Annotated in this window: 24 protein-coding genes and 1 other RNA gene; 7 read left to right on the top strand and 18 right to left on the bottom strand. The window is 44.7% G+C overall.

Going from position 1 to position 22,291, the window contains the following annotated elements; translation table 11 throughout:
* Positions 1 to 83: 83 nt before the first annotated feature.
* From NYE35_RS10810 to NYE35_RS10785, 6 genes are all read right to left on the bottom strand, one after another.
* The gene (locus NYE35_RS10810) at positions 84 to 884 is read right to left on the bottom strand and encodes a Cof-type HAD-IIB family hydrolase (protein ID WP_036689337.1); all 801 of its coding nucleotides are present in this window, start codon (positions 882 to 884) and stop codon (positions 84 to 86) included.
* A 34-nt stretch (positions 885 to 918) separates the two neighbouring features.
* Complete coding sequence (locus tag NYE35_RS10805; RefSeq protein ID WP_076275004.1) at positions 919 to 1,683, bottom strand: pseudouridine synthase; 765 nt, start codon at positions 1,681 to 1,683, stop codon at positions 919 to 921.
* A gap of 2 nt (positions 1,684 to 1,685) precedes the next feature.
* Positions 1,686 to 3,206: an RsmB/NOP family class I SAM-dependent RNA methyltransferase gene (locus NYE35_RS10800; RefSeq protein ID WP_076140926.1), complete on the bottom strand. Its 1,521-nt coding sequence runs from the start codon at positions 3,204 to 3,206 to the stop codon at positions 1,686 to 1,688.
* 101 nt (positions 3,207 to 3,307) lie between these two features.
* Positions 3,308 to 3,760: a DUF309 domain-containing protein gene (locus tag NYE35_RS10795; RefSeq protein WP_076272655.1), complete on the bottom strand. Its 453-nt coding sequence runs from the start codon at positions 3,758 to 3,760 to the stop codon at positions 3,308 to 3,310.
* Complete coding sequence (locus NYE35_RS10790; RefSeq protein WP_036689325.1) at positions 3,750 to 4,562, bottom strand: GTP pyrophosphokinase; 813 nt, start codon at positions 4,560 to 4,562, stop codon at positions 3,750 to 3,752. The genes NYE35_RS10795 and NYE35_RS10790 overlap by 11 nt, the downstream gene beginning before the upstream one ends.
* Before the next feature lie 34 nt (positions 4,563 to 4,596).
* Positions 4,597 to 5,691 (bottom strand): quinone-dependent dihydroorotate dehydrogenase, encoded by a 1,095-nt coding sequence (locus tag NYE35_RS10785; protein ID WP_036689322.1) that lies wholly within the window; start codon positions 5,689 to 5,691, stop codon positions 4,597 to 4,599.
* A 209-nt stretch (positions 5,692 to 5,900) separates the two neighbouring features.
* On the opposite strand from NYE35_RS10785, the gene NYE35_RS10780 reads away from it, so the two are divergent.
* Positions 5,901 to 6,038, top strand: a complete 138-nt coding sequence (locus NYE35_RS10780; protein ID WP_167348489.1) for a hypothetical protein — start codon at positions 5,901 to 5,903, stop codon at positions 6,036 to 6,038.
* Here the strand turns inward: NYE35_RS10780 and NYE35_RS10775 are convergent.
* The 3 genes from NYE35_RS10775 to NYE35_RS10765 all read right to left on the bottom strand — a co-directional run bounded on the left by NYE35_RS10775 (position 6,035) and on the right by NYE35_RS10765 (position 9,337).
* Positions 6,035 to 7,468 (bottom strand): L,D-transpeptidase, encoded by a 1,434-nt coding sequence (locus tag NYE35_RS10775; protein ID WP_341120936.1) that lies wholly within the window; start codon positions 7,466 to 7,468, stop codon positions 6,035 to 6,037. The genes NYE35_RS10780 and NYE35_RS10775 overlap by 4 nt on opposite strands.
* A gap of 134 nt (positions 7,469 to 7,602) precedes the next feature.
* Positions 7,603 to 7,845: a ferredoxin gene (locus NYE35_RS10770; protein ID WP_036689316.1), complete on the bottom strand. Its 243-nt coding sequence runs from the start codon at positions 7,843 to 7,845 to the stop codon at positions 7,603 to 7,605.
* 160 nt (positions 7,846 to 8,005) lie between these two features.
* Positions 8,006 to 9,337 carry a DNA polymerase IV gene (locus NYE35_RS10765; protein ID WP_370510582.1) on the bottom strand — a complete coding sequence of 444 codons (1,332 nt, stop codon included), beginning with the start codon at positions 9,335 to 9,337 and terminating at the stop codon, positions 8,006 to 8,008.
* Positions 9,338 to 9,454: 117 nt separating this feature from the next.
* Here NYE35_RS10765 and cimA point away from each other — a divergent pair, with 117 nt between their 5' ends.
* A complete protein-coding gene (gene cimA, locus NYE35_RS10760; protein WP_076100885.1) occupies positions 9,455 to 11,074 on the top strand; it encodes a citramalate synthase in 1,620 nt (539 codons plus the stop codon).
* Positions 11,075 to 11,699: 625 nt separating this feature from the next.
* Here the strand turns inward: cimA and NYE35_RS10755 are convergent.
* Positions 11,700 to 12,263, bottom strand: coding sequence for a TlpA family protein disulfide reductase (locus NYE35_RS10755; RefSeq protein WP_076100887.1), 564 nt, complete (start codon positions 12,261 to 12,263; stop codon positions 11,700 to 11,702).
* 160 nt (positions 12,264 to 12,423) lie between these two features.
* Here NYE35_RS10755 and NYE35_RS10750 point away from each other — a divergent pair, with 160 nt between their 5' ends.
* On the top strand, positions 12,424 to 12,900 hold the full coding sequence (locus NYE35_RS10750; RefSeq protein ID WP_051491608.1) for a M67 family metallopeptidase: 477 nt from the start codon (positions 12,424 to 12,426) through the stop codon (positions 12,898 to 12,900).
* Here the strand turns inward: NYE35_RS10750 and NYE35_RS10745 are convergent.
* From NYE35_RS10745 to NYE35_RS10735, 3 genes are read right to left on the bottom strand one after another with little or no spacing between them, the layout of a single operon-like run.
* Complete coding sequence (locus NYE35_RS10745) at positions 12,882 to 13,631, bottom strand: exonuclease domain-containing protein (protein WP_076143300.1); 750 nt, start codon at positions 13,629 to 13,631, stop codon at positions 12,882 to 12,884. The two genes, NYE35_RS10750 and NYE35_RS10745, sit on opposite strands and share 19 nt — an antisense overlap.
* Positions 13,628 to 14,701, bottom strand: a complete 1,074-nt coding sequence (locus NYE35_RS10740; protein WP_341122450.1) for a DUF294 nucleotidyltransferase-like domain-containing protein — start codon at positions 14,699 to 14,701, stop codon at positions 13,628 to 13,630. The genes NYE35_RS10745 and NYE35_RS10740 overlap by 4 nt, the downstream gene beginning before the upstream one ends.
* Before the next feature lie 39 nt (positions 14,702 to 14,740).
* Complete coding sequence (locus NYE35_RS10735) at positions 14,741 to 16,135, bottom strand: ammonium transporter (RefSeq protein WP_036689307.1); 1,395 nt, start codon at positions 16,133 to 16,135, stop codon at positions 14,741 to 14,743.
* Positions 16,136 to 16,683: 548 nt separating this feature from the next.
* Between NYE35_RS10735 and NYE35_RS10730 the strand changes: the two genes are divergently transcribed.
* Both NYE35_RS10730 and NYE35_RS10725 read left to right on the top strand, forming a co-directional pair.
* A complete protein-coding gene (locus NYE35_RS10730) occupies positions 16,684 to 17,115 on the top strand; it encodes a MerR family transcriptional regulator (protein ID WP_036689305.1) in 432 nt (143 codons plus the stop codon).
* A gap of 35 nt (positions 17,116 to 17,150) precedes the next feature.
* Complete coding sequence (locus NYE35_RS10725) at positions 17,151 to 17,822, top strand: zinc metallopeptidase (protein ID WP_341120933.1); 672 nt, start codon at positions 17,151 to 17,153, stop codon at positions 17,820 to 17,822.
* 36 nt (positions 17,823 to 17,858) lie between these two features.
* Here NYE35_RS10725 and NYE35_RS10720 read toward each other — a convergent pair whose 3' ends face one another.
* Positions 17,859 to 18,773: a LysR family transcriptional regulator gene (locus tag NYE35_RS10720; RefSeq protein ID WP_036689300.1), complete on the bottom strand. Its 915-nt coding sequence runs from the start codon at positions 18,771 to 18,773 to the stop codon at positions 17,859 to 17,861.
* A gap of 4 nt (positions 18,774 to 18,777) precedes the next feature.
* Positions 18,778 to 19,413: a rhomboid family intramembrane serine protease gene (locus NYE35_RS10715; RefSeq protein WP_326047628.1), complete on the bottom strand. Its 636-nt coding sequence runs from the start codon at positions 19,411 to 19,413 to the stop codon at positions 18,778 to 18,780.
* Positions 19,414 to 19,530: 117 nt separating this feature from the next.
* Between NYE35_RS10715 and tpx the strand changes: the two genes are divergently transcribed.
* Positions 19,531 to 20,049, top strand: coding sequence for a thiol peroxidase (gene tpx / locus NYE35_RS10710; protein ID WP_036689298.1), 519 nt, complete (start codon positions 19,531 to 19,533; stop codon positions 20,047 to 20,049).
* A 189-nt stretch (positions 20,050 to 20,238) separates the two neighbouring features.
* Here the strand turns inward: tpx and NYE35_RS10705 are convergent, their stop codons facing one another.
* The 3 genes from NYE35_RS10705 to NYE35_RS10695 form a co-directional block, all read right to left on the bottom strand.
* A complete protein-coding gene (locus NYE35_RS10705) occupies positions 20,239 to 20,628 on the bottom strand; it encodes a DUF1499 domain-containing protein (RefSeq protein ID WP_036689295.1) in 390 nt (129 codons plus the stop codon).
* A 159-nt stretch (positions 20,629 to 20,787) separates the two neighbouring features.
* Positions 20,788 to 20,979, bottom strand: a non-coding RNA gene (gene ssrS, locus NYE35_RS10700) — 6S RNA.
* A 103-nt stretch (positions 20,980 to 21,082) separates the two neighbouring features.
* Positions 21,083 to 21,919 carry a YesL family protein gene (locus NYE35_RS10695; RefSeq protein WP_341120932.1) on the bottom strand — a complete coding sequence of 279 codons (837 nt, stop codon included), beginning with the start codon at positions 21,917 to 21,919 and terminating at the stop codon, positions 21,083 to 21,085.
* Between the two features lie 186 nt (positions 21,920 to 22,105).
* Between NYE35_RS10695 and NYE35_RS10690 the strand changes: the two genes are divergently transcribed.
* On the top strand, positions 22,106 to 22,204 hold the full coding sequence (locus NYE35_RS10690; RefSeq protein ID WP_036689290.1) for a hypothetical protein: 99 nt from the start codon (positions 22,106 to 22,108) through the stop codon (positions 22,202 to 22,204).
* Positions 22,205 to 22,291: the final 87 nt, after the last annotated feature.

Genomic DNA, 22,291 nt, shown 5'->3' with positions numbered 1-22,291 from the left:
AATTCTGTTTATGTATCTCTTTTATTTCCTTCACAACAAAAAAAGCATAGAACGGACTCAAGTCCGCTTTATGCTTTCCATTATTAAGATAAACAATATTTAACCAGCGCATCTCGCACACCATGCTCGTTGTTAGACCCCGTTACAGCATTCGCTGCCGCTTTGACCTCAACCGGAGAATTATCCATCGCAACGCCCATACCCGCGTATGTAAGCATAGAAATATCATTAAAATAATTACCGATCGAAAGAACTTCCTCTTGCGGAATTCCCAGCTTCACAGCCAGATTCTTTAAGGCGTTGCCCTTGGAGGCTTCCGGATGCATCAAATCAACGAAAAATTCACCACTGCGCAAAATATTGTACTCATGGGTCCAAGTACGCCATTCACGTTCAGCTTCGTCAAGGATTTCTGGTTGTGTAAATACAGTAAACTTAACAACCGGTTCACGGAAATCTTCCCATGCTGGCAGTGTAGCCGGCACGATACGGAAGTGTTCATACATATAATTGGCTTCTTTGGTCAGGTTTTCTACATTATCTACATACATATCAAAAGCCGTATTCACATCATAATGAATATCATGCTTTCTACAATAATCAATATAAGGGTCAAGACCACGAGCATCCATACCGTATTGATGCAGCACTTCCCGATCTTTCACACGAACCGTAGCAGCTCCGTTATGACCCAGCACATAACCAGACAACCCCATTTCCTCCATAAAAGGAATCGAGTTCTGCGGACTGCGGCCGGTACATAACACGATCTGCCCGCCAAGACGTGTAACCTCAGCAATGGCTTCTTTATTCTCAGTGCTCAAGTGGTGATCATCATTCAACAGTGTACCATCCACATCTAGTGCAATCAGTTTGTATCTCATACTCCCACCATCCTTGTCTTTCTTTTTCTATATATTATTGTTCTGGTGCTTCTGTACTTAAGAGTGCCAGTTCCTCTAGCGTAAGTTCCCGGCTAGCTCCCATTGGCAGACTTTCGTCCAGCCTCAATTCTCCCATAGATACTCGTTTCAGAAAAGTGACTTTTTTGCCGACAGCTTGGAACATTCGCTTCACCTGGTGAAACTTCCCTTCTGTGATGATCAGCGAAATATGTGAGATTACTTTACTGCCGCGTTCTCTTCCCAATATAGTTAGCTGTGCAGGTAAAGTAACATATCCATCTTCCAGCTCGACACCTGCCGCAAAAGCCGCTACATCGTCTGCATCTACGTCTCCCTCAACTGTAGCTTCATAAGTCTTAGGGACATGCTTGCGTGGCGATAGTAGTTCGTGGGCAAGCTTTCCATCATTGGTGAGCAGAAGCAGCCCTACTGTGTCCTTATCTAACCTTCCTACAGGAAAAGGTTCAAACTGTACATATTCCTGCTTTAAAAGATCCAGAACGGTCCGATCCCGCTTGTCCTCTGTTGCCGACAGAACTCCCGGTGGCTTATTCATCATAAGATAAATAAATTCACGATAGGTAACAAGCTCGCCGCCAACCACAATTTTATCGTGATAAGGGTCTACATGAAATCCACTATCCTTGACGACTGCACCATTCACGGTAATTAAACCTTGCTTGGCTTGTTTACGAATATCGCTGCGTGATCCTACCCCCATATGGGACAATACTTTATCTAAACGCTGCTTTTTTGCAGTTTTCCCTGATAGGCTCATTCTTACATCCACCTCCAGCCTGCGGGATATTCATTCTTGAGCACACCGTCCTGCCACTTCCCCCAGCCTGCACTATAACCATCTATGCAGACCAGTACGTATCCTTTTTGGGTAGTTCCTATTTTAATAGAGAGACGTTCTTGACTAATCAACAATGTCTCTCCTTTAAGATAGGAAATAGCTTCATTACTCGTACTGGAAAGTGAGACACTTCGGCAGCTCTCTTCAGGGTGTAACGCGGTAGCCATTGGATGTCCTGGGATAAATCTGCCGTTACGGACATGTCCTACATACCATCCTGGACGAATCGCCTTTAATCCATTTAATCTTTCCTTAGGTAGTGGGGAGATGTACAGATGATCACCGAAGAAAATCGGATACCCTTTTGGCTCCCAGCCAAGCTGATCTTTTATAAAATCTCCATATGCAGCCAATGCTTGCTCTTCTCCTGAACCTTGACGGCCACGTTCAGCGCCAGCAGCAGATTTATTAGAGAACTTACCTTCTTTCCCTCGTCTGGCTTCTGGTTTGTTTGCGGATTTAATATGAGCAGTGCCTTTTTTATTCGTATTCCGTGTAACTGCGCTCAACTTAACTTCGGCTTGATCACGTTCCTCCGCAGATACCTTTGGCCCTACATGCTGCAGCACAGCCATGAAATGTCCTTCACCTTTTACTTTATGCGGCCATAGTCTTGCCGTCCCTGATAATTCTCCAAAACCTGGAGCAAACGAGCCAGTACCTCCAACTGTAATCACCGAAAACTGTGGATGTTCAGAAATAAACTCCGCTATAATTTCCTCATTTTCTTCTGTAGCAAATGTACAGGTGGAATAGACAAGTGTACCTCCCGGTGCCAACGCTGTTGCAGCAGAACGTAAAATATCCCGCTGCATGGCAGCATATTTGGCAGGTGTACCTGAATCCCACTGCTTCACCATGTCTTCGTCTTTACGGAACATCCCTTCACCTGAGCATGGAGCATCAATCAAGATTTTGTCAAAATAAAGCGGGAATGCCGCTGCAATATGATCTGGACTTTCGTTTAATACGATACCGTTGCGCACCCCATACAGCTCTAGATTTTTGGCTAAGGCTTTCGTGCGTTCTGGATGAAGATCATTGGTAACCAACAAGCCTTCTCCTGAGAGCTTGGCAGAAATCTGTGTGGATTTGCCCCCAGGTGCAGCGCATAAATCAAGGACACGATCTCCTGGCTGTACATCAAGCAGTTCCACAGGTGCCATAGCGCTTGGCTCTTGAATGTAATACAATCCCGCGTGATAATGTGGATGTTTACCTGGTCTGGCCCCATCCTCTGTATAGAATCCGGTTGGACACCACGGAATGGGTTCCAGCTCTAAAGTGGAAAGAGCTTGCAATTTCTCCACTGAAATTTTCAATGTATTAACACGAACGCCTCCGTTAGGGGTCTCCTTGTACGAATCCGCAAATTGATTATAATCCGTTCCCAGCAAGTCCATCATACGCTCGCTGAAAGAACTGGGCAGTTGTGCCGCCATGATGCCGTCCTCCTGATAGTACTGCTAAAATTTAGGTGTTTAAAGATTCAAGGAACACCCTTACGGGTGTTCCTTTGGCAATACTCATTTATAGAGGATCATTATTTACGATGAGAAGAGGTCGGTCTTTGAGGACCTCGTCGTTGAGGATTATTCGGTGTGATCGCCATAGCCGCAGAGTCCACTTCGTCCGCCAGACCTTGATCAATGATTTCTATAGTCAGATCATAATAAGAAAATGGCTGCTGCTCACACGACTCCAAGCGGCGAACATAACCCTTCACTTCCACCACTAGCTTAGCCAAATTAATGCCAAGTGTCACTGCTGAATATTCTTCCAGCTTGGCAGCAGCCCCGCTTAGCATAATCGTTGCACCACGCATATTATTATTGCGGCAATGGTACAACCCAACAGCTACTTGGAGAAGTGCTTTGTACAATGGGTCGCGTTGCTTGGCAAGCCATAGCTCTTCGAGCACCTCGTGACATTCGAAATAATCCCGGTCACGATTAAAGTACACTAGATAAGCCAAGTACAACGGATCATAAGCCATCCGGCAAACTATCCTTTTTAGCTGCGGAGAGAAGTCCCCGTACATGATCCAGAAGCTCCTTCATCGCTTCCATGTCCTGAGCCTGCCATATTTCGTTAAATCGAGCCTGAGTATCTATAGCCTCATTCACCAAGTGATAGAAATACAATTGATGAATAGATTTGAGAATTTGAGTCGTCATATTCGAGTTTTCCTCGAAGGTCTTTTGTGCTTCCAGGATTTCATCACGAATACTGGACATTTCGCTGTCCAAGATGGAGGCTGCTTCAGCTGCGGTTTTCAGGCGCACTCGCATTTCATCCGGCAAGCTTTCCCGATATTTATAATTCAGAGAGTGCTCTATGGTTGCCCAGAAATTCATAGCTAGTGTACGAATTTGGATCTCTGCGAGCACTATTTTTTGTCCCAGAGCTGTCTGCACAGGATATTTAATAATCATATGAAAGCTGCGATAGCCGCTCTCTTTATAATTGGTGATATAATCCTTCTCATACAGGACTTCAAGATCCTTACGAGCCCGGATATATTCAGCCACTCTGCGGATATCCTCCACGAACTGGCACATAATCCGGATCCCGGCTATATCTTCAATACCCGTCTCCAGATCTTCCATCTTCACATTCAGGCGCTTAGCCTTCTCCAAAATGCTTGACAGCCGCTTTACACGACCAGTTACGAATTCAATCGGCGTGTATTCCTCTCTTTTCTTCAACTCCGAACGCATTGTTTTGAATTTAACTTTCAATTCTTCCACTGTCTGTTCATATGGAAGCAAAAAAGTTCCCCAGTCCCTGCCGTCCATCGCCTTCGTCCTCCTGTCCTTTCGACTCCTTCAATCAGTGATGATCAGCACCCACTGCTTCAGAGATATGACTGAATCCGTCCCGCCGTAAGAGCTGCCGTAATCCGGCATGCAGCCTGCGGTTAACCTCCGGTCCTTCGTAGATAAGTGCTGTATAAATTTCGACCAGACTTGCGCCTGCTCTTATCTTGTCATACGCATCCTGACTGGTGAATATGCCCCCTGAACCTATGATCGGCATCTTCCCTTCAGTCTGGCGATAAATCCTACGAATAATTTCCGTTGACCGGTCACGAAGTGGCTTACCGCTTAATCCACCTGTCTCATTAGCCTTTTCATGACTAAGTCCATCCCGGTTCAATGTAGTATTCGTAGCAATAATACCATCCATACCAGCTTCTGTCAGTGATTGAACCATATACTCCAATTCAGAATCACTTACATCTGGAGCAATCTTAACCAACAAGCTCTTATTCATGCCGGTGGCTTTACGCTGAATCTCCATTTCTTCCTTTACTTGTGCTAGTAGGAACGCTAATTCGCTGCCATGCTGGAGACTGCGCAGCCCCGGTGTATTTGGTGAGCTGATATTGACCACAAAAAAATCACCGTACGGATAAAGCGTACGGATACACTGACGATAATCTTCATGAGCCGCTTCATTACTAGTTATTTTATTCCGTCCAATATTTACTGCTATTGGAACTCTGCGATTTTTTAATTTTTTTAGACGCTCTGCCATAGCGTCAGCCCCTTCGTTATTGAAGCCCATACGATTGATCAGAGCTTCATCAGAGGGAAGACGGAACAAACGCGGGCTATCATTTCCCGGTTGACCCTTAGGGGTAACCGTCCCCACTTCCATAAATCCGAATCCGATCGAAGAGAATCCAGAAACGGCCTCGGCATTCTTATCCAAGCCTGCTGCCAGTCCAACTGGAGTCGGAAAATGTATGCCAAACAGATCAACTGCTAAATCTGCCGTTTCAGGAACGCCATACATTAAACGCAATGCCGCGCTTCCCCCTGGAACTGATGATGATTTATCCAATCCACCTATGACGAGATGGTGAGCCTTCTCAGGGTCCAGCTTAAAGAATATTGGTTTACCAAAATTACGATACAACACCGTTCTCGCTCCTTAAGGGGTACTTCACTAATCCACGTGTCTACCCGATTCTGTAGGTTTCTTCTTAATTTTAGCCTTTTCTTGAACAAAAGAAAAGCATTTTACCCTGTAAGTGTGCAGAGAGCTTAACCCAAAGTATAGTAATTTTCTTGTAAACGCATTACAATATAGGGGTAATCAGCGATTAAGAGAGAAAGAAGGTATGCTGGATGTCAACTAAACGTAAACCACCAACTTTGCAGCAAAAGAAAGAAGAAGTTAATCGTAAAGCGCTAATGTGGATCGGCGTAAGTTTAACTTTACTAATTCTTCTCATCATCGTTCTGTTTATAGTTGCCGGGAACTAATTCAGCCAGTGGTATACTTTGTGGGGGTTGGTCTGATCATACGGAGCAGCAGGGTTGAAGCGTTTCGCCGGCAGCAGCTGCTTTTCAGGCAGAACCCCTTTACTGATCACCACTTTTGTTCCTTTTGGAATCATAGCGAATAGTTCTTCCACATCTTCTCGACTCATCCGAATACAGCCAAGGGATTCATCCTTGCCGACACTTTCTGGCTCATTGGTGCCATGAATAGCGTAATTACTATCTGAAAGTTGTAGTCCGCGGCTTCCGAACTCCCCATTATCATGACCGTTTGGATTGACCACTTTATCTGTAATGATGAAGTTGCCTTCTGGAGTCTTGTCTCCCCCAAGACCTACCTCATAATTCCGCAGAATAACAGAGCCGCTGACTACTGCCAAGCGGTGTTTTTGTTTATCCACAATCACTCTAAGCGGCTGGTCAAAAAAGGGAACGCCCTTTCCATTACTTCCACTCTCGCTTAACGCCGTCGGTATGCCCATTCCCGCCTCAACAATTGAGCTTGGAGGCTCCTCCGCAACTTCTGGTATCCCAAGTGCCTTAGCAGTTGCTACTTCCTTTAGAGAATTAAAATCACGCTTCATGACTGGTGTCGTCCCGCCAATCCAATTCTCCGGAAAAGGTCTAGTCAATTCCGCCAAGGAAACCGGAAGCTTGCCTTTATGATTCTGATAAGCCCTCATTGCACTCCATAATGTAGCTAGCTCCTCTTGATCACCCTGCCACTTAGCTGCATCCACCGCAAGTTCCCCTTGCTCTGGCGGTTCGCATGCACATGCCGCTGAATCATAGGATTGGTATACCAACCGTCCATTCCCATTCTTCTGCAATGTGGAATTCAGCGGAAGCTTCTCTTTCCACAGCAGCCACTTCCCTTCCCGCTCCATGCCCAAAATAGCAGCTTCTAACGGTTCCTTGCGCATTAGCATAGTTGCCATCAGCTTCCCTGACGAAGCCGAAGCTCCACTCTCTTGCGCTGTATACATCATTTTTCGTGCCTCTAGAACGGGTTCCTTCTCAATATCTTTTTGACCAAGCGGATCTTTAACTTCAGAAGTAACCGTGTCTTGGACCGTATCCTGATCTCCCGCAATATCTAGACCCGGAGCCACAGCCGATGGCACCATAACCAGTAATAGAAGCATCAGCCCAAGCATAATGTAGCGGAATCTTTGCTGCCTTCGGTCCCGCTGGCGGCTTGCCTGAAGCAGCCCTTCCTCATATTCCCGCAGCGTTTCCGCAGGCACCTTACTATGCTCGAAAGCTTCATATACTTCTCCAGCCTGATTGAAGCAATAGTTAGCTTTCCCCTGTTGACCGTTCTTATAGTATTCCTTACCCAGCAAGTACCATGCCATCTTATTGTCTGGATGCATCTGTACATATGCTTTGAGGTGCTGAGAATTTTTCATCGGAACCTCCGAAATTTTATAATTCCTTCCTACATTAATATCGGTCAGACATCGCAAAAAAGACATCCCTAGCTGAACAAAAGTTCGCAGGAGATGTCTTTATGTTGTGCTGGAAGTTACAAAACCCCGGTTAATTAGCCCTCTTTGTTAAAAGGCTCATCCGCAATTTTAATAGAATCGGTTGGGCATCCATCACAAGAATCCTGGAGATCATCAAACAAATCATCCGGAATCGCTGTGATGCCGTGGTTTCCGTCATTTTCATAAATAACTTCTGCCAAACCTTCATCATCGTAATCAAAAATATCAGGAGCCGTTGCGCCACATGCACCGCAAGCGATACAAGTGTCTTTTTCGACCCAAGTGTACTTAGCCATTTTATCTCTGCCTCCCGTTGAGCAATACAGCGCTGTTGTACCAGCGTCTTATTTTTCTCATATTAATATAAAAAGAATACAATTTCAATCGATTTTCAATACGTTTGCATTTCTGACGCATTCTACGACACCTATTTTGACATGTCATAGAATGTTCTTGTCACTCTTTATCAGACTCGACAGATAGAAGATTATCCTTTTGCAGTGAAGTGCCCCGTTCTTTATGATTGCGGAGCCTTGCAGAGTGAGAATCGCTTAACATCCCGGCAGTTAACACTGCATTTTCACCGAATTTATTACGCAGCATATCCATAGTCTTGTTAAGAGACTCTTTCTTAGGCTGACGTTCGTAATCGAACAAATCAAGCTGAATGGCGGAATCCTCTTTAGCAATCAAGCCCTGCAGGGTCACACCCAGCAACCGCACAGGCTTCTCCCCATTCCAATGACGAACATATAGATCGCAGACGGACTTGTAGATATCCTCCCCACTCTCCGAAGGAGCCTCTAGCTGACGCGAGCGGGTTATAGTCTTCATATCGGGCGTCCGAATGGTCAGCTGTACCCCTGAGGCAACAAGACCTTGCTTACGCAATCGCCGAGCTACCTGATCACTTAAATTCAGCAAAATCGGTCGTACCTCAGCAAGACCTACGACATCCCGCGGCAATGTTGTGGTGTGCCCAATCGACTTACTCTGCTCCCGCTCAGGGTTAACGATCCCATGATCAATACCGTTGCCGGCACGCTTTAGCCATGAGCCCATAACTCCGAAATTCTCAACCAGCATATTTTCATCAGCCGCTGCTAATTGACCAATACTGTAAATGCCCAGTTTGCGGAGCTTTTCTGCTGTTTTTCCACCAATGCCGAACATTTCATTACAGGGCTTGTCCCATAAAATCTTAGGCACATCCCGCAGCCGCAGCACCGAAATGCCGTTTGGCTTTTTTAAATCGGAAGCCATCTTCGCAAGCAGCTTATTGGGAGCGATCCCCACTGAGCATGGCAAGCCCAATTCTTCCATTATACGGCGCTGAATCGTCTCCGCTATTTCCATGGGTGTACCGAATTGTCTGGAGCCAGTTATATCAAGGTAACATTCATCGATGGACACTGCTTCCAGTAACGGAGTATAGCTATATGCAATCTGCATAAAAGCATTAGAATATTTGCGGTATAAATGGAAGTCCGGTTTAATAACGATAAGCGATGGACAAATACGAAGCGCCTTCTGAACTTGCATTCCCGTCGAAATCCCCATTCTGCGGGCGACGTAGGAACAAGTCACTATGATCCCTTTCCGCAATTCAACACTACCCGCAACCGCAGTAGCTTTGCCTCTATATTGGTCAGGGTCCTCTGCCTCATGCACAGAGCAGTAAAAAGCATTCATATCGACATGCAGGATAACCCTGCCGCTCGTTGGATAATACTGATCAACATTCTGCACAATATCTACCTTCTTATCCTCAGGTTTTCTATTGTCCAATTTAGAATAACTCTCCGCTGCGGTTAGGTCAACTTAAGAGGCTGTAAAGTTCTTTGTTACATTCCCGCGTAAAAATGCTATAATATATAAATTCATTTCCCTATAAGGAGGACTCTCATGTCTAAGTCCATCTCCATCTTCGATACTACATTACGCGACGGCACCCAAGGTGAAGGCATCAGTCTGTCGGCTGACGACAAGCTGAAGATTGCCAAGAAACTCGATGATCTGGGTGTGCACTATATTGAAGGTGGCATCCCGGGAAGCAACAATAAAGACATTGAATTTTTCAAAAGAGTCAAGGAGCTTCATCTGAACGCCAAAATTACAGCGTTCGGCAGCACTCGGCGTAAGAATTCCTTGGCCGAAAACGATGACAATTTAAAACGTATGATTGACGCAGGGGTTCCTGCTGCTACACTCGTCGGAAAATCTTGGGATTTCCATGTACACACTGCATTACAGACTACGCTTGAGGAGAACCTCGCCATGATCGGCGACTCCATATCCTACTTGAAACGCCAAGGCCTTGAAGTGATTTTTGATGCCGAGCATTTCTTCGACGGATACAAGAATAATCCTGAATATGCAGCAGCTGTTCTGTCCAAAGCCCGGGAAGCCGGAGCAGATTGGCTTGTAATGTGCGATACCAACGGTGGAACCTTACCTTATGAAATTCATGAGATTGTTACCGCTCTAAATCAACAATTACCCGGAGCCAATCTCGGAATTCACACTCATAATGACTGTGAGCTGGCGGTTGCCAATGCACTTAGCGCCATCGGAGCTGGAGCACGGCAAATACAAGGTACCATTAATGGTTACGGTGAACGGTGTGGCAACGCCAACCTATGTTCTATTATTCCTACACTACAGATCAAAATGGGTTATCACTGTATTCCAGGCGATTCATTATCACAGCTTACCAACACTGCCCGCTATATTAGTGAAGTGGCCAATGTTAATCTGCCGGTAAATCAGCCTTACGTCGGAAATGCAGCTTTCGCCCACAAAGGTGGAATCCATGTCTCCGCCATCATGCGTGATTCACGGACCTATGAGCATATCGCTCCTGAGCTTGTCGGGAACAAGCAGCGTGTGCTGGTCTCCGAACTGGCTGGACAGAGCAATGTACTCTCCAAAGCGCAGGATATGGGTTTAAATCTGGATCCAAGCAGCGAGCAGGCTCGCCGGGTGATCGAGAAGATTAAAACGATGGAACATCAAGGTTATCAATTTGAAGGTGCCGATGCCTCACTGGAGCTACTCCTTCGGGAAGCTACCGGCGAGATGAATGAAACCTTTACCTTTGAATCCTTCAAGATGTTAGTTGAGAAAACCGCAGAACATCCAGTAGTATCTGAAGCGTTCGTTAAACTGAAAGTTGGCAGTGAGAATCTTTATACTGCTGCTGAAGGTAACGGTCCAGTCAACGCACTCGATAACGCGCTTCGTAAAGCATTACAGACCTATTTCCCACAATTAAAGGAAATGCATCTATCCGACTATAAAGTCCGTGTAATAGATGAACAGGATCAGACTGCAGCGAAGGTAAGGGTATTGATTGAATCCAAGAACTTCACAGACACCTGGAGTACGGTTGGTGTCTCCAGTAACGTAATTGAAGCCAGCTGGGAGGCACTTGTTGACAGTATGCGCTACGCGCTTCTCAATGAGCTCTCATTGGAGAATGAGAAGACAACCAGCAATGAACCTAGAGGCCTGGTCAATCATTAATTGATCACTTATAGACTTTTGTAAGACAAAAAAAGAAGCTTCCCAATAGTAGCGAATTCTACTTATAGGGCAGCTTCTTTTTTATTAAATAGGCTAAATAACGGACTATTACTTTAGCCCATAGACTATGGGTGGTGGGCAGTGTGCAGTGGGCGTTGAGGGATGTACGGGATGCATGGGGTGCGAGTTCGGGTGCGGGATGTGGGGGATGCGAGTGCGGGTTCGTGGCGAGGTAGAGTAATTGGGGAAAAACTCCCTGAAAATAGCCGATATTTGCTATAAATAAACAGAAACAGGGAATTCCTCCCTAAAAATTAGGGTAATTTCATTATTTTTTACCAAAACAGCTAAATTAGAGGGATATTTCCCCTAATTATTCGTTGAATGACCCGAGATCTCAAATTTATGGGGAGAAATTCCCTAATTGTTCTAACGCGGCTTCCTTCGGGGTTCCAGCCATTTCTGCTCCACGGTATAGTGAAATTAATGCTTGTGGTCCACTAAAGCAAATCGCGTATGACCAAAAACGCAGATCAGCGATCCTCCAATAAGAAGAATCGCTGATCTTTAGACTTTTGCTGTTTGGAGAAAAAAGCAGATCTGTCTCTTATATGGACAGCCCGCTTCATGATTCGGTAAGCTTGATTATTTTCTTTTCCAACTCTTCAGGGCTAAGAATACCTAAAATAATCTCGGAGATCACTCCATTCTTATCAATGAGCACATTGGTGGGAAAAACAGCTCCATTATATTTGCTGTACACCTCATCTTTTACATCAAACATAACCGGAAACACAAGACCGTATTTCTTGATAAAACGTTCAGCATTGGGTTTATAATCCTGACTGCTCACATTAATACCGTAAATATCTAGAACATCCTTATACTTAGTGGCCATGGTATTAAGTTCAGGAGCTTCCTGCTGGCAGGGATCACACCATGAAGCCCAGAAATTAAGGATTACCGCTTTATCTCTGGGGCCATCAACAACATAGGTAGTCCCATCTGTTCCCTGAAGTGAAAACGAAGGTGCACGCAGTCCAGCCTTAGGTCCACTCTTCATCGGCAGCTCATTTTGCTGCGCAAGCACAGCTTCTGCTTTTGGCTCACGATTATGCCACACCGCAAACACAGCAACACATACAACTATGAGCAACACTGTTATATTTAATTTGTTACTTGCTTTCATAGTCATCTGTTCCTTTACAATTGGAATAGTTTTCTACTATTGTACCCTCATTAGGTTAAATTTCAAACCATTCATATTTTACACAATAATATATACTTTTATAATAAAAAAGAGGGTTTCGTCTGCGACGAAACCCTAAAGAAGAGAGAGGGGTGAACAAATGGCAGCATTCCAGGGAAATGTCCAGCCAATAAGACTGAAATATTCCGTACAGCAAGCACTGGGGAAGCACCTGCTGTCCTGTTATCCGCATGAAGCATGCGGAGTCCTGCTGGGTGCTGCCGCAGCGGGTGGCATGCTCATTGATACTTACGTACCCTTGCGCAACGTAGCGCCAGACCCGCTGCACACCTTCACTCCCCACCCCGAAGAGTGGATTAATGTTCTTTACAACGAACCGACAATCATCGGTCTATTTCATTCCCACCCACATTCAGCACCTATCCCTTCAGTTGCCGATTATAAAGGATTAACAGCACTAGGACCTGAGTTTGCCCTCTATCTTATAGGTTCTCCCAACACCAAAGACAGCGGCAATCCAATTCTGAACGGATTTTATATTGAGCGTTTGCCTGATGACCACGGTAATTTGTCCCGCGGTTTATCCCAAGCCCCGCTTCACGTTCTACTTAAATAAGCATAGAGATCTCCCAAGGTATCCACTTGGCCGCGCTCCGAAATTTCCCGAAGGTAGATCACCCACAGCTGCGCTGTCATCTTTGCGTCTTCCAAGGCATGATGACGGCCATGAATCGGAATTTCGTGCACATATAGCAGCTCATCCAGCGAATAATTACTTCGTTGTGGCTCAAGCCAACGCGCTAACATCATCGTGTCCAGCACACGGTGTGTAAGCTGAACTTTAGAGGTTTTCCATAAAGCAGCATTAAGAAAAGCCTTGTCATGTGAGCTTGCATGTGCCACCAGCACATTCTGACCTACAAAGGACATAAAATTATGAAGACCATCCATTAAGGAGGGAGCGGATCGTGTCATTTCTTCCGTAATCCCAGTCAGCCTTGTAATATCTTCCGGAATAGCCGTCTGACAGTTCACCAGTGTATAAAAGCATTCTTCTTCTTTAATCTGCTCTCCAACAACCTTGACGGCTCCGAAAGACATAATCTCATCCCCATGCTGATGGGAAAAGCCTGTAGTCTCTAGATCAAAGATCACTGTCTCTAGTTCAGACAATGGGGTATGCAGCACCTCAGGCCGCCGCTTCTCTCGCATCAAAGATCGAATAAAGGCCATTTGCTGCGCAGTCTGTTGCGCAGTTTCCCCACCTCTCATCGAAGCGATAGCCGAGGGCATTCCACCTTGTCTTAGATTACTCCAGAATCCTCCGCTTTTGTTCGGCTCCCTCATGACCGCCACCTTTCCGCTGAGCGGAGCTGACGCTGCAGCGCCCGATGAAGGCGTCTGACAAGCAGCAGGCTTTCACGCAGCTCAAACAGCAGCTGCTTATTCTTCAATTCACTCTCAGCTACATAATCACTGCTGATTAACAATCCATCCTGAACACTATATGGCGTGTTCACTCGCAACCGCATTGCTAATAAGAAAGCTCTGCGAATATCCTCTAAATGTTGATATTTCCCAAGCCTATCAAGCGCTTCAATCCGCTCTAATGTCGAGCCAGCTCTAATGCCATGTAGTAAGGACAAGCGTCTAACAATGTTCACTAACGGAATATAGACCCCATACTTAACATCAAATCCGCCTGCATAATCACCAAACCGTTCTGTTAACACCTGTCCCAGTAAATTCAAAGTCGCTTTATGGCGTACTGTATTGCGAAGAACAGCATTAGACAGCTGCTCATTTTCCGCAAAGCCTTCATAGAAAGCTTCTTGCCACTTCGCTGATAACTCCACGCTTCCTGCCACATGACGCATATCAGAAGAAATAATAAGATACCGGATCGGCTCCCATTCCAACTGATTTCTCCAGCTATCAAGCTGCTCTATCCATTCAGATAATGTCTTACGCCACATAACTTGGGAGCACATCACCTTCCCCGCACATTTCTCATACCCTACTTCTTCAAGCATATCGGATAACAAAGTTCCGAAAAATTCGAAATAGCGATTTTTTTCCCCATCAGGCTCTCCTTCGACTATCAGGCCATTATCCTGATCGCTCCAAAGCGTTGCCTCCTGCCTCCCACTGCTGCCAAACACAATAAAGGAATAAGCACAGGGAGGCGGGCCATAGCCCGCCTCTTTCATCTGCGCCTCACATATGAGTACTGCGGTTTGGGCAATAAGATCATGCATAGTATTCACACGGAACATCCATTCCTCTATAGGAATAACATTCAACTGTTCGAGAAGTACTTTTTGACAGGCAACACGCCTCTCCCTAAGCTCCTCTGACGAACCGGCCAATACGATGGTCCTAAAGCTTTCTTCATTATACTCATCTGTTAACTCCATCGATGCCACACGGTCCGCCTCCCTGTCCGAGGTGAAATATTATTGTTTAAGGGTTTTGGATTCCGAATCTGCGATCAATTTCATTTGTTCAGGGTATCCGTAAGTACCATGCTCACTGATATCCAGACCCATCAATTCTTCTTCTTCTGTAACACGAAGTCCGATAGTTACCTTCATTACATACAAGATGATGAAAGAAAGAACGGCTACGAAAACAAATGTTCCAACCACACCCAGCACTTGAACCCCTAGTTGATGGAAACCGCCACCGTAGAACAACCCAGCTTCACCTACCAAGCCGCCTTTAGTAATAAGCTCAGGTACAGCGAACAGACCCGTTGAAACTGCACCCCACATCCCCGCAATACCATGCACCGAGAAAGCATAGATTGGATCATCAAGCCCTGCACGTTCCAGCCATTGGGAAGTCATGAATGTAAAAGCACCGGCTACAAAACCAATAATGATTGCTGCCCATGGATCAACGAAAGCACACGCTCCTGTGATTGCAACCAATGCAGCCAGAACACCATTCAGCATTGCTGGAATATCAGACTTACCAAAGTACAACCAAGAAGCAATCAATGCCGCCAAACCACCTGCTGCTGCTGCGATGTTCGTTGTTAGGGCTACGTGACCGAAGAAACCGCCCATTGGGGACAAAGCACTACCTGGATTGAATCCGAACCAACCAAACCAGAGGATAATAACCCCGAGTACAGTAAATACTTGGTTATGACCTGGAATAATCACTGGTTTTCCTTCTTTATTAAACTTACCAAGCCGAGGCTTAAGCAATATGGTTGCTACCACTGCTGCCGTTGCACCTGTAAGATGGACAACTGTGGAACCTGCATAATCTTGCATTCCCAGCTCAGCCAACCAGCCACCGCCCCATACCCAGTGAGCTACAACTGGATAAATTACGACGGAGAACAAAATTCCGAAAATGATATACACGCTTAGCTTCGCACGTTCTGCCATACCACCAGATACGATAGCCAAGGAAACTGCTGCAAAGGCCATTTGGAATAAGAATTTAACATTTAAAGTAACATCAGAAAATGCAAGTGATTCAAAAGAAGCTGCGGTTGAATCTCCTCCGTACAAGAAGCCTGTAGTACCGAAGAAGCCATTGCCGTTACCGAAACCAAGTCCAAAGCCGATAGCCCAGAAGCAAAGACTTGCGATAGCCAGGGTAAGTACTGTCTTACCTGCTACGTGCCCTGCATTCTTCATCCGAACCGAACCCGCTTCGAGCATTGCAAACCCTGCTTGCATAAAGAATACTAAAATGAATGCCAGGAAGGTAAACGCTGTGTCCAATCCGACTTGTAAGTCAACGTTCGTCGGACCGTCCGCTGCAAAAGCACTTACCGGATAAATCATCAGTGTAATCATGGCCAGTAACATCATCAACCATTTCTTTTTCATTTTTACCCCACTCCCCAATGTTATATTTTCTAACAAAGCGTGAAACTCTTAATGTCATTATAATCAGAAGTCAGGTAAATTGACAAGACTATTTTGGGAATGTTTTTATTTTATTTTATTTGAGCACACGAAATTTTCACAGTACTAATGGACTAGAGGTCCTAAAGGCCTGATTCTAGCTGCATTTTCATTAAAATAACTACGTGTACAATCTCATTTATATTACCTAATTATTGAACGCATCTTTTACCAAAATCACAAAATACATAACATTTAATGTTATGTATTGGGGTAACTTATAGTTTTCATCCCCAATCATTCTTCAAATTTGATATCCCTTTGAGTTTGAGTGTATTGTATAGAAACTACAGATCACCGTTCATGAATTAACCCTTCTTTACTGCATATACTTTATGAAAGTATGACGTTTGACTGTATGGTTTCCAGTTTGTTATCATTACAGATAGCATAAGAAACCATCAATTTAGAAGATGACCGCCACTTATCGGCAGTCGTATTCAATTAGTGAGGCGAGATTAAATGGGGATATGATTTTGTATCGAATTGGAGAATTAGCTAAGGCTGCTCACATTAGTGAACGAACTATTGATTATTACACGAAACTGGGATTAATCTCCCCGGAATCTAGAAGCACCAAAAATTATCGGCTATACAGCCATGAAACCTTGGCTGCTTTAGAACGTATTACTCAATTAAAGCATGACAAGTATTCATTGGAAGAAATCAAATCTATGCTAGGCAAATGGAATGAGGCAACACCAGAAACCGACGTCTCTGATAAATTAGTCGAGTTAGAGCAGCAAATGCAGCGGCTAGAACGGGAAGTAAAAGCCCTTGAACCTCTTATAAGTGGTTTGAAGCCAGGACAGGCCAGTCGCGTACTTTCAAATCTGCTCCCTCAGGGATTAGCCTGCATGGAAGCGATCCGGCTATTGCTTACGCAAGGACCGCCAATGTAAATACCATATTTACAATACAGTGGAGGAATGCACCTATGTTTATGTACCTGTTAGTAATTATTGCCTTTCTTTTCTCATTGTGGGCACAGTTTAGAGTTAAAGGAACCTTCAGCAAATGGTCGAAGGTAGCTAATTCGAACGGCCTGACTGGATATGAAGCAGCTAGACGTATGCTCGACACCAATGGCTTACACGATGTTCCGATTGAACCTGTAAGAGGCACACTTTCAGACCATTATGACCCCATCCACAGGGTTGTACGCTTATCAGAGCCTGTTTATTATGAAAGCTCCATCTCTGCAATCTCTGTCGCTTGTCACGAAGTAGGCCACGCGATTCAGCATAAAGTAAGTTACCCTATGTTGACACTTCGTCACCGGATGTTCCCGGTAGTTAATTTCGCATCAGGTGTCGCGCCTTTCATGCTGATGGCAGGTTTCATCTTCGGTTACTTTAATCTTATAGGCTTGGGTATCATTTTCTTCTCAGCTGCTGTTGCATTCCAGCTCGTAACCCTGCCTGTAGAATTCAACGCCAGTAACCGGGCTCGCCAGGTCATGGTAGAACAAGGTTTCATCCGTAACGAAGAAGAACGCGGAGTAGCAAAGGTTCTCAACGCCGCTGCATTAACTTATGTTGCCGCTGCTCTAGTATCCTTGCTTGAGCTGCTTCGCTTAATCACCGTCTTTTTAGGCAACCGCGACTAATATCGCATACCTCTAAACAACAAAAACCCCGGAAGGCTAAGAGCCGACCGGGGTATTATTTTGTCTAGCTTTAAAGTAGGAGATTAAAAAAGTCCGAAAGGAACGTGCCACCAGCGGCAATTTACTATCTGTACGGTAGATCAAGCCAACCGTTCTCGTCACCGCAGGCTCCACAACCCTCACCTGAGCTGGTTGAAGAGGATTCGTCTGATAGAACGCCATCTCCGGAAGCAGGCTTACACCCATCCCTGCGGCCACCAAACCACGAATGGTATCGGTTTCTCCGCCTTCAAATGCAATCTGCGGTTGAAATCCCGCCTGCAAGCAAGCTTGCCAAACGATAGGTCTTAACGAATAGCCTTGGCTGAATAGAACAAACTTCTCTTTTTGCAGCTGTTCCAACCGGATCTCAGACTCTCCTGCCAACCTGTGATTCTGAGGAAGAATCGCAAACAACTCTTCAGTCATTACAATATCCCCCGAGACATGCTCATCATTCTCCGGAAAAGGCGAAATGAAAGTTAAATCCACTTCTCCAGACAATACGTCTTTTATCAAAGAAGGGTAAGATCCTTGTTTAAAACGAAATTTAACATGAGGATAATATTTACGAAAATCTGCAACGATAGTCGGGATGAGATGTGTGCCAAGACTATGCGGGAATCCGATCCGAATCTCTCCACGCTCAGGATCCAGAAATTCATGCACCTCATTTACCGAATGCTCCAACTCTTTAAGGATACTCTCAACCTTCTTGCAAAAGAGCTGTCCAACAGGCGTAAGCTGCAGATTGCGCCCTTTTTGCATGAATAGATCAACCCCAAGCTCTTGCTCCAGCTGATGAATCTGACGGCTTACCGCAGACTGCGCTACATGAAGCTCTTCTGCCGCTCTTGTTACGTGTTCTTTTTGAGCTACCTTTAAAAAATATTGCAGCTGTCTTAGCTCCACTCCATCATCGCCCCTGTCTTAGGCTTTTTTTGAATATACGAATAATTAGCCCATATACGAAAAAGCCAGAAACCAAACCTCCGAGATGCGCAACCCAATTCACATTTGGTGTAGCAAACGACATAATGATCCCGATTATTAACAATCCATATAAAGTTTTACGCGAGCCATCATCCATCATGGCCCGTTGAATAACTGCAATGTATAAAAATGCACCATAAATGGCGTAGATTGCTCCAGAAGCACCAACCGAGACCGTACCAAACTCTACTACTGAGCGAGCACTAATCGCAATTGTAAGCACATTTGCCAGAAATCCGCCCACCAGATAGAGCAGCGCATAACGCCACCAGCCCAGCAATCGCTCCAGAGGCGGTGCAAACACCAGGAGAGCGAAGCAATTAAAGAACAGATGGGAAAACCCATTATGTAAAAAAATAGCGGCCAGATAGCGCCACAGTTCCTCTTTGTACGGACTCACATCAACTATAGCACCAAAATCAACAAGCGTTTGAATATTTGTTGATCCTCCGTTAACTGCCATCAGGATAAACATGATCACATTGGCCAATATGAGCAGACAGGTTACCGGATAATACCGGACATAACTTTTCCAATTTTCGTACCGAATAAATATCATAACACCCATCCCTTTACATATATATCTTGTCCGGTTGGACATCTTCCTGCTATTAAGATTATAATTTATTGTGGCAGTAAGAATCCAATATTATAATTCGAGGAGGAAAACAAGGATATGACGCAAGAAAAAACAGGCGTAGCTACTTTTAAAGGCAACCCCATCACTCTCGTAGGACCTAAGCTAACAACTGGTGATCCTGCACCCGATTTTGTTCTGAGCAAGAATCTCCTGGAAGACGTGTCTCTAAGTGATTATGCCGGTAAAATCAAGCTGATCAGTGTTGTCCCTTCTCTTGATACCGGGGTATGTGACGCACAGACCCGCCGGTTCAACAGTGAAGCCGCAGAGCTTGGTGACGATGTGGTAATTCTCACTGTAAGCACGGACCTGCCGTTTGCCCAAGCTCGTTGGTGCGGTGCTGCCGGCATCGATCGAGTTGTTACTCTATCCGATCACAAAGCAACCTCATTCGGACAAGCCTATGGTGTGCTGATTAAAGAATTCCGCTTAGATATGCGCTCCATTTTTGTTCTGGATAAGAACGACAAGATCGTATATGTTGAATATTTGAGTGAAATGACCGAGCACCCTAACTATGAAGATGCTATTGCTGCTGTGAAGAAGCTGCTCTAATTCTCCAATCAGTAGCGGTTATTACAACAATACTTAATAATCTCTGTTAAAAAAGCGGCAGAAGGTCCATCCTTCTCCCGCTTTTTTTGTAATAGAAAGATTTATCGATAACACACTGAGCAGCTCACCGTTTACGTAAACGCATTCATACTATCCCTAAGCAAGAAGGGTTTGACGGGCCTCTAAAAATCAGTCTGCTTTGTATTTTCCTAATTTTTTGTCCAAAGATGCATACAAGCGTTGAATCACACGGTAATTCGCCCCGAGATCACCAAGTGAACCTCTAGATGCAGAATACATATCTACACCACAACGAACAGGCGTCGTATTAAGCACCGATACCGTAATGTCCAGCGTACGGCCAAATGCCGTTCTCTTCTCAAGAGTAATCTCACCTACAGACTCCACTTCGTGAAGCACCTTAAATCCAGGAACTTTCTTTAAAGTCGATGAAACTTCTTCCCATGCTTTGTCTTTAGTTAGATTGTAATAACGCGTTTTTAATGTCGGATCTTTGGCGCGGTCGCTTGTTCCATCATGACTGCGGAATAAGCCAACCAAGGTTCTTTTTAACGACAAAATTCTTCCCCCTCTACAAATCCCAAGTTCATTATTCTAAGTGTAACACTCTTGTCTCAGGAACAAAAGGGTATAACTCACTTTCCCTTTATTCCAGACATACAAAAAAGCGCCCGCTCCCATTATTCACGGGAAACAGGGCGCCTTGGCTTAAACAAGAGAAAACCCGCTTATGCCGTCCGGCTACAGTGTCTTCTGAACCTGCTAGAGCAGGTGGGTGATCGCAGAAAACGTTTTTGAATTCCCCAAGTCATATAGACAGGGCGGTTCAGCTGCGCTTCGTGTAGATCTCCCAAGACATTATCATTGGTTCAAAACAACGAGTAACCGTAACGTACATCGCAGGATTTGTTATTATTATATTGCGTTTTAACGAAAAAGTAAACCTGTATGCGCTTTATTTTTACACAGGAATTAATTACCTGGAAATATCCAACGCTAATCCAGTTTTTTGTTAAATGCGTTTGGTGTCCTTTTCATCAATTTCATCCTCGTAGTCATCACCATCGTCGTCATCGTCGTCATATTCATTCCGATTGTTCAATGCTGCTGCTTCTGCTTCTTCCTGCTCTTTCAGTTTCTTCTTTTCTACTTGCAGCTGTAGCTTATTATAAGTAGCGTAGAAGTTAAAGAAGGCTGCCATTGCAATCAACGTTGGAATACAAATGAAATAAAGAGCCGGATATCTAAGACCGATATAAACAAGAACTGCGGCTGCAATCAATGTAGAGAACACACGAATTGGGCGTGCTATAGTCAGCAATATAGAATTGGTCATCACTTGCTTGAAGCCCATTTGGTAATGAACCACAATGGAAAAGAAGTTAAACATGGATACCGACAAAAGTATCATCAGCACCAACATCAAAATACCAACAATTCTAAAGTTAGGCATTTGTGTCATGTAAACTGTTACATCAACGTACATAACAACGAACATCAATGTATAGATAACTCCTCCGAGCATACTTTTTACATAATTTTCTTTATACCCCTGAAAAAATGTACGAAAAGTTCCTACATCCGTATTCCCCATTACCCATTTACGCACTACGGTAAATAAAGCGGCTGAAGCTGGAAACACCGTAAAGGGCGCTAAAATCCCCATTGCCCAGTTCAATGTAATTTGCTCGTTCGCTCCACCTGCGCCTGTCCCTAACATAATCATCTTTAAAACACCAAAAAACAAAAACGGGGCGGAACATAGTGCCCATAAGATATTACTGCCTGCGATACGTGAAATCCATTCTGTCACGCGGTATAAGCCGCCCATTGCTCCTTTAAACTCCAATTCCCTTCCTCCTCTGTCTCTTACATACTACATATCTTAACTATACCTCATTTGACCTCCTCATTTCCATAGCCCAACTTTCTGAATTATAGACTATCGTCTATACGTAAAGCCTTTATAGTCCATATATTAGGATTGTAACCATAAGAAATACCAAAATCCCCACATTCTAAAGGAGGTTATCTCATGTCTACACCTGTTGGCTTCGGCGGTTGGACTTCTACAGGCACGATCCTCGTATTGTTTATCTTGCTCGTTATCATCACTCGTACATTCGGATACTAATATCACACAAAACAAATTCGCGCCCTACTAAGGACATAACAATTCACCAAACATCCTTATATTTCAGCAAAAAGAAGACGAGAACCG

Source organism: Paenibacillus sp. FSL L8-0494 (genome assembly GCF_038003695.1).
Lineage (GTDB): Bacteria > Bacillota > Bacilli > Paenibacillales > Paenibacillaceae > Paenibacillus_AQ > Paenibacillus_AQ odorifer.
The sequence above is the reverse complement of the archived record's forward strand: the minus strand, read 5'-3'. Positions and strand labels throughout refer to the sequence as shown.